The 15,503-nt window shown below is 52.9% G+C and carries 13 protein-coding genes; 10 read left to right on the top strand and 3 right to left on the bottom strand.

Going from position 1 to position 15,503, the window contains the following annotated elements; genetic code table 11:
• The 10 genes from OK411_RS20125 to fabF all read left to right on the top strand — a co-directional run bounded on the left by OK411_RS20125 (position 1) and on the right by fabF (position 12,823).
• Positions 1-1,047 (top strand): acyltransferase, encoded by a 1,047-nt coding sequence (locus OK411_RS20125; protein ID WP_264365592.1) that lies wholly within the window; start codon positions 1-3, stop codon positions 1,045-1,047.
• A gap of 52 nt (positions 1,048-1,099) precedes the next feature.
• Positions 1,100-1,903 (top strand): glycosyltransferase family 2 protein, encoded by an 804-nt coding sequence (locus OK411_RS20120; protein ID WP_136492973.1) that lies wholly within the window; start codon positions 1,100-1,102, stop codon positions 1,901-1,903.
• Positions 1,904-1,936: 33 nt separating this feature from the next.
• Entirely contained in the window at positions 1,937-4,369 is a 2,433-nt protein-coding gene (locus OK411_RS20115) for a YfhO family protein (protein WP_264365591.1), read from the top strand.
• A gap of 69 nt (positions 4,370-4,438) precedes the next feature.
• Positions 4,439-5,434 (top strand): lysylphosphatidylglycerol synthase transmembrane domain-containing protein, encoded by a 996-nt coding sequence (locus OK411_RS20110; protein ID WP_136492975.1) that lies wholly within the window; start codon positions 4,439-4,441, stop codon positions 5,432-5,434.
• A 33-nt stretch (positions 5,435-5,467) separates the two neighbouring features.
• Positions 5,468-6,502 carry a glycosyltransferase gene (locus OK411_RS20105; RefSeq protein ID WP_264365590.1) on the top strand — a complete coding sequence of 345 codons (1,035 nt, stop codon included), beginning with the start codon at positions 5,468-5,470 and terminating at the stop codon, positions 6,500-6,502.
• Between the two features lie 5 nt (positions 6,503-6,507).
• On the top strand, positions 6,508-7,530 hold the full coding sequence (locus OK411_RS20100; protein WP_136492977.1) for a glycosyltransferase: 1,023 nt from the start codon (positions 6,508-6,510) through the stop codon (positions 7,528-7,530).
• On the top strand, positions 7,527-8,753 hold the full coding sequence (locus OK411_RS20095) for a glycosyltransferase family 4 protein (protein WP_136492978.1): 1,227 nt from the start codon (positions 7,527-7,529) through the stop codon (positions 8,751-8,753). The genes OK411_RS20100 and OK411_RS20095 overlap by 4 nt, the downstream gene beginning before the upstream one ends.
• Before the next feature lie 149 nt (positions 8,754-8,902).
• A complete protein-coding gene (locus tag OK411_RS20090) occupies positions 8,903-10,897 on the top strand; it encodes a polysaccharide biosynthesis protein (protein WP_136492979.1) in 1,995 nt (664 codons plus the stop codon).
• Positions 10,898-11,007: 110 nt separating this feature from the next.
• Positions 11,008-11,343 carry a ComEA family DNA-binding protein gene (locus OK411_RS20085; RefSeq protein ID WP_056788395.1) on the top strand — a complete coding sequence of 112 codons (336 nt, stop codon included), beginning with the start codon at positions 11,008-11,010 and terminating at the stop codon, positions 11,341-11,343.
• Between the two features lie 205 nt (positions 11,344-11,548).
• Positions 11,549-12,823 carry a beta-ketoacyl-ACP synthase II gene (gene fabF, locus OK411_RS20080; RefSeq protein ID WP_038860441.1) on the top strand — a complete coding sequence of 425 codons (1,275 nt, stop codon included), beginning with the start codon at positions 11,549-11,551 and terminating at the stop codon, positions 12,821-12,823.
• Here fabF and OK411_RS20075 read toward each other — a convergent pair.
• The 3 genes from OK411_RS20075 to eat all read right to left on the bottom strand — a co-directional run bounded on the left by OK411_RS20075 (position 12,820) and on the right by eat (position 15,176).
• Positions 12,820-13,377 (bottom strand): TetR/AcrR family transcriptional regulator, encoded by a 558-nt coding sequence (locus OK411_RS20075; protein WP_024013854.1) that lies wholly within the window; start codon positions 13,375-13,377, stop codon positions 12,820-12,822. The two genes, fabF and OK411_RS20075, sit on opposite strands and share 4 nt — an antisense overlap.
• 137 nt (positions 13,378-13,514) lie before the next feature.
• Entirely contained in the window at positions 13,515-13,682 is a 168-nt protein-coding gene (locus OK411_RS20070) for a DUF2897 family protein (protein WP_016770901.1), read from the bottom strand.
• 129 nt (positions 13,683-13,811) lie between these two features.
• Positions 13,812-15,176 (bottom strand): ethanolamine permease, encoded by a 1,365-nt coding sequence (gene eat, locus OK411_RS20065; RefSeq protein WP_217878629.1) that lies wholly within the window; start codon positions 15,174-15,176, stop codon positions 13,812-13,814.
• Between the last annotated feature and the right edge of the window lie 327 nt (positions 15,177-15,503).

Here is a 15,503-nt window from a genome sequence, read left to right as displayed (position 1 = left end):
ATGACACTACAAAAAGATCCGGGACGCTTAGCCTGGGCCGATGCTTGTCGATTGATCGCGATGTTTGGAGTACTCCTCATCCATATCTCGGCGCCTATATTTTATGACTTCAGAAATATAGAGCTGAACAGCTTTTTGGTCGCCAATGGCCTGGACTCGATTGCCAGAGTATCGGTGCCTCTGTTTGCGATGCTATCCGGGGCATTATTGCTTGGGCGTGACATGTCCAAAGGGCTTGGGGGAATCGTGTCGCGAATCCTGAAAGTGGCGATTCCGTTGGCGTTCTGGAGCGTGCTGCACGTATTCTGGATCAACTACTGGACCGGTAAGCCAATGGATATTCCGAACGCCCTTGCTCAATCTTGGCAAGGTCCGGTGATGTATCACTTGTGGTTTGTATACATGACAATAGGCGTGTATATCCTTCTGCCCATTCTGCAACCGATCTCGGTGGCTCTTTTGGCGAGCAAGCGCCTTGCGGCATATTTTTTTGGCGTCTGGTTCGCCGTCAACGCGGTAACGATCTACTTCCCGGCCAATATCGTCACGCACCTTACGCTAACCAGCTTTTTGAATTGGCCAGGTTACTTCCTGTTAGGGTTCTACATCATTCGCTCGGATGTCCTCACCAGATTGCCCATCTGGGGTAGCGCGTTGGTGTTCTGTCTGGCGACTCTGGCGACATTCCTGCTTAGCTGGAGATTCAATTCGCTGTCAGCTGTACCAGATGAAACAGCATTTCTGTACTTCAGTCCTAACGTATTGATCGCTGCGTGTGCCGCTTTTCATATGATAAGTAAAATACGCGTTACTCCGATTTTGCTACGACCCGTGGCATTTCTTTCCAGTATCGTGTTCCCTGTCTACTTCATGCATTTATTGGTGATCGATTTGATCAAGGCGGGCATGTTCGGGTTCACCTTGAATCTGGCGTCGATGTCTACTTTCACCGCCATTTTCAGTCTTTCCCTGAGCACGTTTGCAGTGTGTCTTCTGCTGGCAGCTCTGACCCGTGTGATACCGTATTCGGCAAAACTGGTAGGTTAAAACCTAATTCTGATAAGCACACTGTTAAAGTAGCCCGTTTGAGAGAGTAAAAATGACCATAAATGAATCCTTCCACTCTGTTCCTGAGGTTTCCGGTTCGCTAGCGTCTTCGGTTGAAGATCCTATCGATCTGACTATCGTTATCCCGTGTCTAAATGAAGCGGAAAATATTGTCGGTATTCTCGACAGTGTGAAAGTTGCGGTTTCCAACCAGCCGTTCACTACCGAAGTCATTGTTGTAGATGATAAAAGTGATGATGAGACGTACAGTCTCGCTATGGCCTGGGGAGAGGCCAATCGGGACCAATTACCGGTTCGTGTGATCAGCCGTTCTCTGCACCGACGCGGTTACGGGGCGGTCGTGCGCTTCGGAGCAGCTCATGGCATCGGGCGCTATTGTATTTTTGTTTCCGCCGATGCCGTTGATCCGATTCATCTGATTCCTGCACTTTACAACGAGATGGAAAAGGGCGCGATTCTGGCCCAATGCTCTCGATACATCCAGGCGGGCGATGATGGAACGATTCCTTTCAAGTACAAATTCTTCCAGTTTTTCTTCCGCATTGGTGTTCGAATTGCGTTGGGGCAGTACATTCCTGATTCGACATACGCATTTAAAATGTTCCGCAGAAGAGAGACATTGGGTGTAGGGCTGAGTCAAAACCGGTTCAGCATCAGCCCAGAGATCACCTTCAAGTCAATTCTTATGGGCGGCGAAGTCAAGTACATCGCAGGGGCACAGGGCGTGCGTGAGCGCGGGGTTTCCAAGTTTATCTTCAGAAAGGAAGGCTTGGGCTTTGGCTATTGCTTGATCCGCGCCTTCCTGCACAAAACAAAATTGATTTACTGGTTCTGATACCCCTTAGATATTGAAGAATGTGGATGCCCCGTGTCTAATTTTTTTGCTGTCGTAAAAGATCGATTCAAAATAAGTCGTAAAGTGGCGGAAGCTTACTTCGTGGCACTGATGTTACTGGTGGCCGCATTTCCAGACGTGATATTCAAAGGTGCCAGTCTGCGACTGACTGATCAAATTACTGCGGCCTTCACGGGCGTTCCTCTAAAACCGTTTTATCCGATTCCAAATACAACTGGTTGGTGGGCTGGGTATAACGACAACGGAGGGGCGACTTATCAGTCCGAACCTATGATCCAGTTCATGACCAACAGCGTCCGTGATGGTGATAGCCCCTATTGGAATCCATATTCAACAGCAGGTGCCTTGGGACCAGAAGCGCTCGTCGATCAGAAATTTTCTGCAATGACTTTGGCTAATGCGTTCTTGGGAGGCGGTTCCCTTACTTACAATATCGTCATTCTGATCGGACTATTTTTTGGCGTTTTTTTTATTTACCGCATCGTCAGGGAAGTATTTGGGCTTTCTGCTGTGGCAGCGTTTGCTTCAAGCACATTCTATCTATTGAATGGTTATATAACGGCAAATTTGGGATCTAATGTCACCCAAAGCTACTTGTATGTTCCGTTGTGTTTGTACGGCGCATTACTGTTTGTGTCGAAAATCTCGGTGGCGCGCTGGAGCGTGGCCGTGCTTGCTTTCGCGCTATTTTTCACCTGCACATTCATGCCGACTACAATCACATCTTTGATCGTCATTGGATGCATCACGATCGGCTATATGCTGAACTGCGTCACAACCAAACAGTACTCCATGAGAACTGGACTGATAGCGATGTCTTTGCTAGGGCTGGCACTGATCTCATCGTTTGTACTGTTAGCGCCGCTTTACTTTCCATTTCTGGAAAATTTGAAAAGTCTGGGAACATTGGACGACTATTCGAAACGGCATTTTTGGCCCTTGAGTTTCCCCAACGCTATTCCGTCCTTTTTTTCGTCGTCGCATTTGTTTGAATCATATAATGGTGCTGAACCGAGTGCAGCCATGTTCAACAATAGCGGCTCGTTTACCGGTAATACGGTGTTTCACAGTGGGGTTATCGCTATTGCGCTGGCCAGTTGTGTATTGTCCAAGCGCCTCGGCCAATTCAGGTGGCTGATAGGTATCAGCCTGGGCGTTACCGCTTTGGTGCTCGTACGCCTTTTCGATCCAGTCTGGATTCAACTGTTATTCGCACAACTTCCGATCATCGGTAATATCGGCAGCCAGTACTGGTGGCCGGTTATCATGTTTTTCCTGACCTTCATGATAGGTTTCGGGATTCACAATCTGCAAGAGCGCAACGCTCGTATATTACCTTGGTTGGCGTTGCTTACGCTCGGCGTGGGCACGTTGATGTGGTGCTATTCCGCTTTTGGACTGCAAGAACCGCATTTGGAATATAAAATATCGGCATTAACCTTGTTGGCGTTGGCAAGTGCCTTGATGCTTTCGTTATTGCTGTTCTCGAAATATATTGGCAGTGGTGCAGCCTTGCGCGGAGTGTGCACAGGTGTTGTTATGCTGATGTTTATTGAACTGATGCTGATGGGGAAAATGATTCGTTTCCAACGGAATGATCTTTTCGCTAACCTGCCTCCAGCGCTTCAATTCGTTAAACAGAACATTGGCGTATCTCGGACATTGAATTTTGGTCAGCGCGGACTCTATCCAGAGCTGGGTTCGGCATTTCAGATTCAGGAAGTGAGCACTATGAACCAGGGCGGTCTGCCCGAGTTCAGAGATTTTTTCTACTCAGTGATAAACCTGGAAGGCCGCCAACGGCTTGGTTATCACCCCACCACGCCGCTTGGCTCCTTTCCTTCACTAATCCTGATTCAGGACACGCCGGAAAAGAACATCATCAACTGGCAAGCGATGAATTTTCTCGGTGTCAAATATGTGCTCTTGCCTTTGACGTACACCGCTTACGAAGCTGATCTGAAATCTCGCGGCTTCAAAGAGGTTTACCAGAGCTTGGAAACAAGAGTAATGGAGAACATGGACGTCCTGCCGCGTGCTTTCGCCATCAGTACCGATGGGCTGGCCGAAAAGAATAATCTAGTGTTACCTGCAGACTACGCCAAGCACGTTGTTCCGGTATCCATCGACTCCTACCATAATGCCCGCGTGAAATTATCTGGCAGCACGGATAAAGAGTCTTTGATCGTTCTGTCTGATACATGGCACTCCAATTGGTCTGCCAAGCTGAATGGAAAAAAGGTGCCTATTGTCAAAGTTGATAATGTGTTTCGTGGAGTGGTCGTACCAGCGGGTGATTTTAAGATAAAGATGACTTATCGCCCCAAATCTCTGCCTTGGGCCCTGGGGGCTTCGGTTCTGATGATCATGCTTCTGCTGTATCTCTGCATCTGCCGGAAACGTATGAATGCAAAAATTGATTCGTGGTTGGTCAAGGCCAGTTGATTGTGAGTTTTCAGCTTGCAATTTCGATGGAAAAACCAGATCTCGGAAATATAACCAAGGTTGATCAAAATGCTTCGTGCAGTTAAGAAGAGCCATGTTTTCCTGCTGATCAAGCTGACGCTGGCAGTGATACTGGTGATGGTTTTATTGAATAGCGGGCAGCTTGATTTTCGCTCGATCTTGATCGTGTTCGAAAAACTCGATTTATTCGTCCCAGCGTTGGTTTGTCTTTTCCTCGGCATCGTCATCAGCGGGTTTCGCTGGTGGCTGCTGCTACGCGCAACGGACAACAACATTCCCTTGGGTACCGTGCTCAATCTGCAATTGATCGGCAGTTTCTTCTCGACCTGGCTACCCGGCGCTGCTGGCGGCGATGCTGTGCGCGGGGTTCAGGTTTTTCGACTGTTGAAGAACGGTCGGTCGACGGCGTTGTTATCAATCGTGGCGGACAGGGTGTTTGCGATGATCGGATTGATTTCCGTCGCAGTCCTGGTGTCTTTTTTTCTGCCGATGGCGATTTCTCCCGACGCAAGTATCTACGAATATGTGGGATTGATTCAGACGTTGGCTTTTGTGCTGGTCGGCGCAATAATTCTCGCATTGGTTGGCATCTATTTAGCCTTGCGGTTTTCGTTTATCGATTACTTGCCAGTCAAGATTCGTCACTACTTGCACCCATTTGGCGTTACCCTGTTGATGTACCTGCGTGCATGGCCCACGTTGCTGATCTGTTGGGCGGTCTCGGTATTGGCGACCGGCATTGTAATTATCGGAATGGTGACTATTGCCTCCATTTTTTCTTATGCGGCCAATCCGCAGGTCACTGCCATTGCAGGTATTTTCGGCAACCTCTTTTCGGTTATACCGATTACTCCGGGTGGAGTAGGCGTGGGGGAGTCAGTCTTCTCGAAAGTGTGCGTTGAGCTTGCAGCACGCACTGCGCCCTTTGCCACAATCTATTTCAGTTTTCGTGTGGGAATGTTGATCGTTAATATTCCCGGTATGATTGTTTCATTATTTTATAGCACGGCCCGGCACCGAGAAAAGGCAGATACCTCAATTTGACGGGGGTGGGCTGGTGTTTGATGAAACGATTCAATGGCGGGGATTGAAATGAGTTTTTGCGATGGTGCTGATTCAGTAGTGGCCGAGTTCAAACCCCGCGTCACCGTTGTTATTCCCGTTTATAACGGGGCTGAGTTCCTTGCCCAAGCGATCACTAGCGTTCTCGAGCAGACCTATCGCGATATCGAACTTATTGTTGTCAATGATGGAAGTAATGATGATGGAGCCACCGACAGAATAGTGCGCTCTTTCGGTAATGCGATCCGTTATTATACGAAGAGTAACGGGGGCGTTGCCTCTGCCTTGAATTTGGCAGTTCAGGAAATGTCGGGAGAGTATTTCTCCTGGTTAAGCCATGATGATCTTTACGCCAAAGACAAGATCTCCAGACAGATTGACTTTCTGTCGTCTCAACCAGAACACACCATTGTCTACTCTGACTACTCTATTTTCACTGGTAAGGATGTCGGCAAAGCGGTGCCGGTTACCATGCCAACCGTGCAACCGGAATATTTCCGTTACTGGATTACTGCCCAAAGCGCTCTGCATGGCTGCAGTCTGTTGATTCCGCGCAGCGCATTCGAAGTGGCTGGATCATTTCATGAAGGGCTTAGAACAACGCAGGACTATGAACTCTGGTTCCGTATGGCGGGCACCCATCGATTCGTCCATATTCCTGAACTTCTCCTGTTTGCGCGCAGTCATGGTAATCAGGATACCCACCGATTCGCTGACCTCGCGTTTGCTGAAGCTGGCGATTTATACCTGGAGTTCGTGAAGTCAATGAGCCCGTCGGAGGTCCCGGGTAGCTCACCTGCGGAAGTAGGTTCCAATTATTTACGGCTGGCTTCCGGTCTCTGGCAACGAGGTTTCAATGATGCGGCAGCTTACAGTGTCGCTCTTGCTCGTCGGTATGGTGTTTCCTTCTATCATGTGCTTGGATCTCAGTTACTGGCTGTGTGCGCGCGTAGCATCAGGCGGTATGCCCGCGCTGCGCTTTCTCCACAGAGAAGGCAGACTGTTCGACGTGTCATCGGGCATTTGCTGCCGTTTCATAGAGGCCGTTAGTTTTTTTGAATACTTCCAAGAAGCTTTTTTTGCATGCGCCGAATGTCCATGTCGGGGGAGGCTTGAGTTTACTGAGGGCACTCTACGCTCTCCCCGAACTCAATGTGGCCGTCGAACAGCTGGATATACGCGCGCAAGCCTGGTTGACCCCTGTATCCGCGAGTACCTATTGGGTGCATCCGACTTTTTTTTCCAGGCTGTCAGCCGAATTACGGTTGCGGCGGCAAGTAGAAGCTAAGGATGTCGTGTTGTGTTTCCACGGTCTCGTCCCTTTGTTGCCGTTGAGGGGTGAAGTCACGGTTTTTCTTCAAAACCGGATACTACTTTCACCAGCGAGCCTGAAAACATACCCTCTGAAGACAAGATTGCGTTTGTGGGTCGAGCGCTCAATGCTCAAGGCTTTCGCGCATCGAGTACAAAAATTCGTGGTACAGACGCCGTCAATGGCAGAACAAGCGCGGGCATTCCTTGGGGATTTGACACCTGTGGTCGTCTGTCCTTTTGTGATTGCGCAGTTCAATGAGCGACGAGCAGTCGTGGCAGATAAACGTTTTGATTTCATCTACGTTGCAAGCGCAGAACCACATAAAAATCACCAGAAATTACTGGCCGCATGGTGTCTTCTTGCGCAGCAAGGGTTACGGCCTGAACTGGCGTTAACGGTACCTTTTAGTTCGCCAATCGCGGACCGGATCGAAGAGCTCAAGCAAACCTGGGGCCTGAATATTTCAAATTTTGGTCACGTCAGTCCGCAACAGGTCGCTGCGTTGTACGATCAATCCAACGCGTTGATTTACCCCTCGTTGACTGAGTCCCTCGGGCTGCCACTAATCGAGGCGCAGTCGCGCCACCTGCCGATTGTCGCTGCGGAACTGGATTACGTGAGGGATGTAGTCGAACCAGTTGAAACCTTTGATCCGAGATCGCAAACTTCGATAGCCCGAGCTGTGAGTCGCTTCATGGGGATCGAACAGGTTGTACAACCGATGAATGGCCCCGAAGTGTTTTTGAGGGAAGTATTGCGATGAAGGTTTTGCTTTGGACGCAATACTTCTGGCCTGAAAACTTCCATATAAATGAAGTGGTCGCAGAACTCGTCCGACAGGGCGCCGACGTTACGGTGTTAACGGGCAAGCCGAATTACCCTGACGGTGAAATTTTTCATGGGTATCGAGCCTTGGGAACTCAGATCGACGACTTCAACGGAGTCGAAGTCATTCGGTTACCCTTGTATCCGCGCGGGAAAAACTCAGCGAAAGGACTCATCCTCAACTATTTGTCCTTTATTCTTTCAGGCTATTTATTGGCCCCTTGGGTGCTGCGTGGAAGGCAATTCGATATTGTGTTCGTCTACGCTCCATCGCCTTTGCTGCAGGCATTGCCTGCAATTTTTGTCTCCTGGATCAAACGCGCGAGAATGGTATTGTGGGTGCAGGATATCTGGCCAGAATCCCTTAAGGCCACCGGGTTTATCACTAACAGCAAGGCCCTCAGGTGCGTTGAATGGGTTGTTCGGTATATCTACCGCTATTCCGACTCGATTCTGATTCAATCGCAAGGTTTCCGTGATTCGGTGCAACGGCTTTGCCGTAATTGGTCCAAGGTAAAGTTTTTTCCTAATTCTGCACCGGAATCCGTGGCTGGCGAAGGGGTTCAATCGTTCGACTGTAGTCCACTTGTCGAGCATTTTTCTGTGGTCTTTGCCGGCAATATCGGTATTGCACAGTCTTGCGACACGATCGTGGGTGCAGCCAAGATTTTGCGCAATTACAAAAAAATCCGCTTCTTTCTCGTGGGCAGCGGGAGTATGGAGCAATCCGTTACCCAGATGATTCAGGATGAGCAGCTGGAAAATATCGAATTGCCCGGACGCGTTTCTTCCGAAGAAATGCCAAATGTTTACGCGGCTTCTTCAGTCCTGTTACTGACGCTGAGTGCTGATCCGATATTTGCGCTCACGATTCCCAGCAAGTTTCAGAGTTATCTGGCAGCGGGGAAGCCGATCATTGCCAGTTGCAACGGGCAAACGGCGGCAATGGTAGTAGAAGCGGGCGCTGGATTGAGTTGTGCGGCACAGAATGCAGACGAGTTGGCTGAAGCGGTATTGACTCTATATCGCACGGATCGGAACCGCCTGGCAGAAATGGGCACGCGAGGACGCGCTCTCTTTCTTGACCATTTTGGTCTTTTTGGCCGGGTGTCTCAGTTGATCGATCATTTCGAAGCCGTGCTGAAAAAAACGACGCGGTGAGCGCGTGTTCATTTCGTTTGCCTGTGCTGCCAGGAAATGAGGCTTTGAACGACCTCTTGTCATAATATCTCTGTGACGCCGATCCCTACCTACGTACAATGCGCGCTACTGTCGCATGCAAGGGAGCGGGAGACTTGGGACAAGGGTATATGGATAAAGTACGTATGTTTCTGCTGACATTGCCGCGCCGGCAGAAACGGTTGATCCAGGTGCTGACCGACGTCGTTCTCGTCTGGGTAGCCTTGTGGATGGCTTTTATCGTGCGTCTGGGGATTGATGAAATGATCAATCCTTTCAAAGTTCATATCTGGCTGTTCGCGTGTGCCCCGGTCGTGGCGATCCCATTGTTCATCCGCTTCGGCATGTACCGTGCGGTAATGCGCTACTTTGGCAATGACGCGCTAGTCGCGATTATCAAAGCGGTCAGCTTGTCAGCGTTGATTCTTGCCTTGGTCGTTTACTGGTACAGCAATCATGAAGCCGTCGTTCCCCGTTCCATTATCTTCAACTACTGGTGGCTAAGCCTCGTCATCATCGGTGGCTTGCGTCTGTGCATGCGCCAGTATTTCATGGGCGACTGGTTCAATGCTGCACAGCACGTGCCCTTTACGAACCGGGATGACGGACTGACGAAAGTGGCAGTGTACGGTGCTGGTGTAGCTGGTAATCAATTGGTGGCAGCTTTGCGTATGGGGCGCGTGATGCGACCTGTCGCTTTTATCGATGACGACTCCAGTATTGCAGATCGGTCCATTTCCGGCTTGCATGTCTACAAGCCGAAAAACATACAGCAAATGATCGATGTGACAGGTGCCCAGGAGATCCTCCTGGCACTGCCGTCTTCCACGCGCGCCCGGCGCAGGGAGATACTGAATCTCCTGGAACGCTACCCGCTGCATGTCAGAAGTGTGCCTAACTTCACTGATCTGGCCAGTGGTCGGGTAAAAGTCGAAGATATCCAGGAAGTTGACATTGCCGACCTGCTCGGACGCGACGCTGTCCCCGCCCAGCCTGATTTGCTTGAACGATGCATCAAAGGCAAAACAGTCATGGTGACAGGTGCAGGAGGGTCAATCGGATCGGAGCTATGCCGGCAGATATTTTCGTTGGGACCGACCACACTCTTACTTTTTGAACACAGTGAGTTTAACCTCTACAGCATTCTTACTGAACTGGAGCAACGTGCACTCCGCGAGTCCGTGAATGTGCGACTGTTGCCGATTTTAGGTTCAATACGCCATCACGAGAAGCTGCTCGATGTCATGAAGACGTGGCATGTGGATACCGTCTATCACGCTGCGGCTTATAAGCACGTGCCTATGGTAGAGCACAATATTGCTGAAGGTGTTCTCAACAATGTGATAGGTACGCTAAATACTGCTCAGGCCGCGCTCAAGTCCGGGGTAGCCAACTTCGTATTGATTTCCACAGACAAAGCAGTACGCCCTACCAATATCATGGGTAGCACGAAACGTCTGGCCGAATTGACGTTGCAAGCACTGAGTAATGAACTCGCCCCGGTGTTGTTCAATGAAAAAGCTAATGTCGCCCATGTCAACAAAACCCGGTTCACCATGGTCCGCTTTGGTAACGTCCTGGGATCCTCCGGGTCGGTCATTCCGGTTTTTCACAAGCAGATCAAATCGGGTGGGCCACTGACGGTAACTCATCCCAAAATTACCCGCTATTTCATGACAATTCCCGAAGCAGCCCAGTTAGTGATTCAAGCCGGCTCCATGGGCCATGGAGGCGATGTTTTTGTGCTGGACATGGGCGATCCGGTGAAAATTGTCGAATTAGCTGAAAAAATGATTCATCTGTCGGGCTTGAGTGTGCGCTCCGAGCGTAATCCGCAGGGAGATATTGCGATTGAGTTCACCGGTCTGCGTCCAGGTGAAAAGCTTTATGAAGAACTGCTCATTGGCGAAAATGTCTCGGCGACCGACCATCCAATGATCATGCGTGCGAGTGAAGATCATCTGCCCTGGGAAGTCTTGAAAAGCCGCTTGAGCGAGCTGCTGGCTGCTGTCGAGCTCGATGATTATGCGCGCGTCCGTCAGCTCTTGCGCGAGACCGTATGTGGTTATTCACCGCATGGCGAAATCGTCGACTGGATCTACCAGCAACGTCGTCTCGAGCCCTGATTGTTTCACATCCTGTAACGCTCGCATTTTTGACTTAGCTCCATCATGACCTACGTTTAGAGAGCAGCTTGGGAAAAGCTGCTTTCTAAAACGATGATGGAGCGTCACTTATGCGTACCGGTTATTTCTACTCGCTGATTTTTGCTTTCCTCACCAGCGCCTCGATCGCTGCGATTGCTGCGCCTGTAGCGCCCACCGAGACAACAAAGGCGCCTTTGCTGATGGATGCGGCAGCGCCCTCGGCAAGCGCGAAGGTCGATCTCAACGGCGCGGATGCGGCAACGTTGCAGAAGGAGTTGGCGGGTGTGGGTGAGGCCAAGGCGCAGGCAATTGTTGCGTATCGGGATACAAACGGGCCGTTCGCGTCGGTGGATGAGTTGCTGGAAGTGAAGGGGATTGGCAAGGCGATTCTGGATCGCAATCGTGAAAAGCTGGAAGTGAACTAAGCTGACAGTTCAACGCCGAGAGGCCGGTCATTGACCGGCCTTTTTATTGAGCGCTGATCGGGTGGATGCCTGAACGCTGAAAATTACGGGTATCATATTACACCTTGATTATGCCTATAATAATTTCCATCGGGACTGATCCAGCAGTCGAATCGCAGCACACCGATGCACGTCGAATTTTGAATTGATAAGGGGTAACCACGGTATGAACCAACGTCGAGTCGTCGTCACGGGCATGGGCCTGGTTTCACCCTTGGGCAGTGATGTTGAAATCGTCTGGCAGCGTTTGCTGGCCGGTCGTTCCGGGTTGCGCAACTTGCCAGATGCAGTCGTGGCTGATCTGCCGACGCGGGTCGGCGGGAGTGTGCCGACGGTGGAGGAGGATGCCGAGGCCGGGTTTGATCCGGATCGTGCGACGCCGCCCAAGGAACAGAAGAAGATGGATCGCTTCATCATGTTCGCCATGGAAGCGGCTCGGCAGGCGCTGGAGCAGGCCGGTTGGCATCCAGCCGACGCCGAAAGCCAGGAGCGCACTGCGACAATCATCGGCTCGGGCGTCGGTGGTTTCGGTGCGATTGCCGATGCGGTGCGTACCACCGACAGCCGTGGCCCTCGGCGGTTGTCGCCGTTCACCATTCCATCGTTTCTGGTAAATCTCGCGGCGGGTCATGTGTCGATCCAGCATGGCCTCAAAGGACCGTTGGGCGCACCGGTTACCGCCTGTGCCGCCGGGGTGCAGGCGATCGGTGATGCCGCGCGGTTGATCAGGGCGGGAGAGGCGGACATCGCTGTATGTGGCGGTGCGGAGGCGTCGATCGATCGCGTCAGCCTGGCCGGTTTCGCTGCCGCGCGGGCGCTGTCCAGCGGCTATAACGACACCCCTGAAAAAGCTTCGCGTCCCTTCGACAGTGGGCGCGATGGTTTCGTGATGGGCGAGGGCGCCGGTCTATTGGTCATCGAGTCGCTGGAGCATGCGCTTGCACGCGGTGCGAAGCCGCTGGCCGAACTGGTCGGTTACGGCACCACCGCCGACGCCTATCACCTGACCGCCGGTCCGGAAGACGGCAGCGGCGCACGCCGGGCGATGCAATTGGCACTGGCTCAGGGCGGTGTGACGCCGGAGCAGGTGCAGCATCTCAACGCTCATGCCACTTCAACACCGGTCGGTGATTTGGGCGAGTTGGCGGCGATCAAGGCGTTGTTTGGCACGCAGAACAAGATCGCCGTGACTTCGACCAAATCCGCCACCGGTCATTTGCTCGGTGCGGCCGGTGGGCTGGAGGCGATTTTCACGCTGCTGGCGATTCGTGATCAGGTGGTGCCACCAACGCTCAACTTTGAAAACCCGGATCCAGCGAGCCAAGGGGTGGACATTGTCCATGGCGAGGCGCGGTCGATGGCGATCGAATATGCATTGTCCAACGGCTTCGGTTTTGGCGGGGTCAATGCGAGCGTGTTGTTCAAGCGCTGGGAAGGTTAATCGCTCGATTGCTTGAGATGCTCGCGGGTGACGTCGAGGATGCGCTGGGCGAAGTCGGCATCCGCGACGCTGCGTGACAGCAGAAGAGCACCGGCCAGGGTCGCCATGATGACAATGCTGCGATCGGCGCTGTTCTCGCCATCGAGCGTGGCCTGAATTTGTTCGAGGCGAGCATTGAGGACTTCGTCACTGGTGGGGCTTGGCTGGCCGCGCAGGCCCAGTTCCGAGGAAATGGTCAGCAGCGGGCAGCCTTCGTGGGGCGAGGTCTGATGCCACTCCGACAGGTAGGTATCGATAAAGACTTGCAGCGGGTTTTCCTGCGCGAAGATTTCTTCGCACAGGCCCGCGACTTGCTCGCCGGCCTCTTGCAGGGCTTTTTCGACCAGTTCTTCCTTGGATCTGAAGTGCGAGTAGAAGCCGCCATGGGTCAAGCCCAGGGCTTTCATCAAAGGCTGCAGGCCGGTGGCGCCGATACCGTCCTTGCGAAATCGGGCGGAAGCTTCCTTGATGATGCGTTGATGGGTCTGGGCTTTGTGATCTGGCGAGTAACGCATGTGGAGCTCTCCGCGACGATGCTGCCATCTTAACCACGGAAGATTAAATGGTGACTGTACTTCTAAAATCTAAACAGCCTGCGGGTAAGTCCGATCGTGCTGAAAAAACAAACCCCGCCATTGCGGCGGGGTTGGTATCAGCGGTCTTGTGCATCCTTGGCATCCGCTTCGGCATTGCGCTGTGCGACGCGCTTGCGTTCTTCATCGGTCAGTTCGACCTTGTTGGCGGTGTCGCGCAACATCATCAATCCGCCGACAATCGAGCCGATCGCAACGACCAGAATCAACCAGGCATACCAGGGCATAACGGCTCTCCTTAATGGCAGCTCGACGGGCGAGGACTTCGCCGTGCGATGCTGCATACCACCTTTGAGCGAAACGACTTCGCAGTGGTTCCATTCTAGGCCGCTTATGCCCGGCACACCCGAACCGTGTTACAGACCGGTCAACATGGCATCCGCCGGCGCATCGGCGCGCAGTTGTCCGGTGAGCATGAAGTAGCAGAACCCCACCGCCATGAAGCCGAGGAAAATCAGCCCGATCAACGTGTTGAACCACGCCATCGCCACCAGGCAAACCACCGCCAGCACCAGCGCGATCAGTGGAACCAGCGGATAGCATGGTGCACGGAAAGTACGCTCAAGATTCGGCTCCGACTTACGCAGTTTGAACAGGCTGAGCATGCTCATGATGTACATCACGATGGCGCCGAATACGGCCATGGTGATCATCGCGGCGGTGAGAGTCATGCCGCCGAGGTTGATCAGGCCGTCGCTGTAGATCGCGGCAATGCCGATGATGCCGCCGGTAATGATCGCCCGGTGCGGCGTCTGGAAGCGCGACAGTTTCGCCAGCGAGGCCGGCAGGTAACCGGCGCGGGCGAGGGCGAAGAATTGGCGTGAGTAGCCGAGGATGATGCCGTGGAAACTGGCGACCAGGCCGAACAGGCCGATCCACACCAGCATGTGCAGCCAGCCGGAGTTGTCACCGACCACGGTTTTCATCGCTTGCGGCAGTGGGTCGTTGATGTTGGACAAGGTGCGCCAGTCGCCGACGCCGCCCGCGAAGAACATCACGCCCATTGCCAGCAGCACCAAGGTCAGGATGCCGCTGATGTAGGCTTTCGGGATCGTGCGTTTCGGGTCCTTGGCTTCTTCGGCGGCCATGGCGGCGCCTTCGATGGCGAGGAAGAACCAGATCGCGAAGGGAATCGCCGCGAACATCCCGGCAATTGCCGGCGCGCCGAAGACGTCGGAACCGGCCCAACCATTCAGTGCGAAGTTGCTGAAGCTGAACGCCGGCGCGACCACGCCCATGAACACCAGCAACTCAGCCACCGCCAGCACGCAGACGATCAGCTCGAACGTCGCGGCCAGTTTCACCCCGAGAATGTTCAGGCCCATGAACACGATGTACGCGCCGACCGCTGCGTGTTTCGGGTCGAGCGCCGGAAATTGCACATTGAGATACGCGCCAATCGCCAAGGCAATCGCTGGCGGGGCGAAGACGAATTCGATCAGCGTGGCCAGTCCGGCGATCAATCCACCTTTTTCGCCAAACGCGCGACGGCTGTAGGCAAATGGCCCGCCAGCATGGGGAATCGCGGTGGTCAGTTCGGTGAAACTGAAGATGAAGCAGGTGTACATGGTCGCGACCATGAATGAAGTCACCAGAAAACCCAGCGTACCGGCCACGCCCCAGCCGTAACTCCAGCCGAAATATTCCCCGGAAATCACCAGCCCTACGGCAATGCCCCACAGGTGCAGCGTGCCCAGCGTGGGTTTGAGTTGTGTGTTCATGCGCTTGCTCCCGCAATGGTTGGAAAGCTCGGGGGAGGGCGTGTGCAGTGGGCGTGCCATCACCGTGAAACAAGTCGTAATGAGTTCAAAGCTGTCGCAGCGGGGATGTTCGCAGCTGGATGGGCGTTTTTTGTGCGCCAGTTGGGAGCAGCGGAGTCTGTTATGCCGCCTTCGCGGGCAAGCCCGCTCCCACAGGTTTTTGCGTCGTCCGCAGAGTTTGATTCCGGCATGGAAGCTGTAGGAGTCGGGCTTGCCCGCGATGAGGTCCGACCTGACGCTGCAAAAACCTGCTGTAAAGCCCGCATAAACCCACTCTTTACGCTTTCT

It is taken from the genome of Pseudomonas sp. RG1, assembly GCF_025910115.1.
Taxonomy (GTDB): Bacteria; Pseudomonadota; Gammaproteobacteria; order Pseudomonadales; family Pseudomonadaceae; genus Aquipseudomonas; species Aquipseudomonas atacamensis.
This window is presented reverse-complemented; position numbering and strand designations above follow the sequence as displayed.

Coding starts and splice junctions, on each gene's coding strand:
- OK411_RS20125 (WP_264365592.1), top strand. CDS start 1: ATGACACTACAAAAAGATCCGGGACGCTTAGCCTGGGCCGATGCTTGT.
- OK411_RS20120 (WP_136492973.1), top strand. CDS start 1,100: ATGACCATAAATGAATCCTTCCACTCTGTTCCTGAGGTTTCCGGTTCG.
- OK411_RS20110 (WP_136492975.1), top strand. CDS start 4,439: ATGCTTCGTGCAGTTAAGAAGAGCCATGTTTTCCTGCTGATCAAGCTG.
- OK411_RS20105 (WP_264365590.1), top strand. CDS start 5,468: ATGGCGGGGATTGAAATGAGTTTTTGCGATGGTGCTGATTCAGTAGTG.
- OK411_RS20095 (WP_136492978.1), top strand. CDS start 7,527: ATGAAGGTTTTGCTTTGGACGCAATACTTCTGGCCTGAAAACTTCCAT.
- OK411_RS20090 (WP_136492979.1), top strand. CDS start 8,903: ATGGATAAAGTACGTATGTTTCTGCTGACATTGCCGCGCCGGCAGAAA.
- OK411_RS20085 (WP_056788395.1), top strand. CDS start 11,008: ATGCGTACCGGTTATTTCTACTCGCTGATTTTTGCTTTCCTCACCAGC.
- fabF (WP_038860441.1), top strand. CDS start 11,549: ATGAACCAACGTCGAGTCGTCGTCACGGGCATGGGCCTGGTTTCACCC.
- OK411_RS20075 (WP_024013854.1), bottom strand. CDS start 13,377: ATGCGTTACTCGCCAGATCACAAAGCCCAGACCCATCAACGCATCATC.
- OK411_RS20070 (WP_016770901.1), bottom strand. CDS start 13,682: ATGCCCTGGTATGCCTGGTTGATTCTGGTCGTTGCGATCGGCTCGATT.
- eat (WP_217878629.1), bottom strand. CDS start 15,176: ATGAACACACAACTCAAACCCACGCTGGGCACGCTGCACCTGTGGGGC.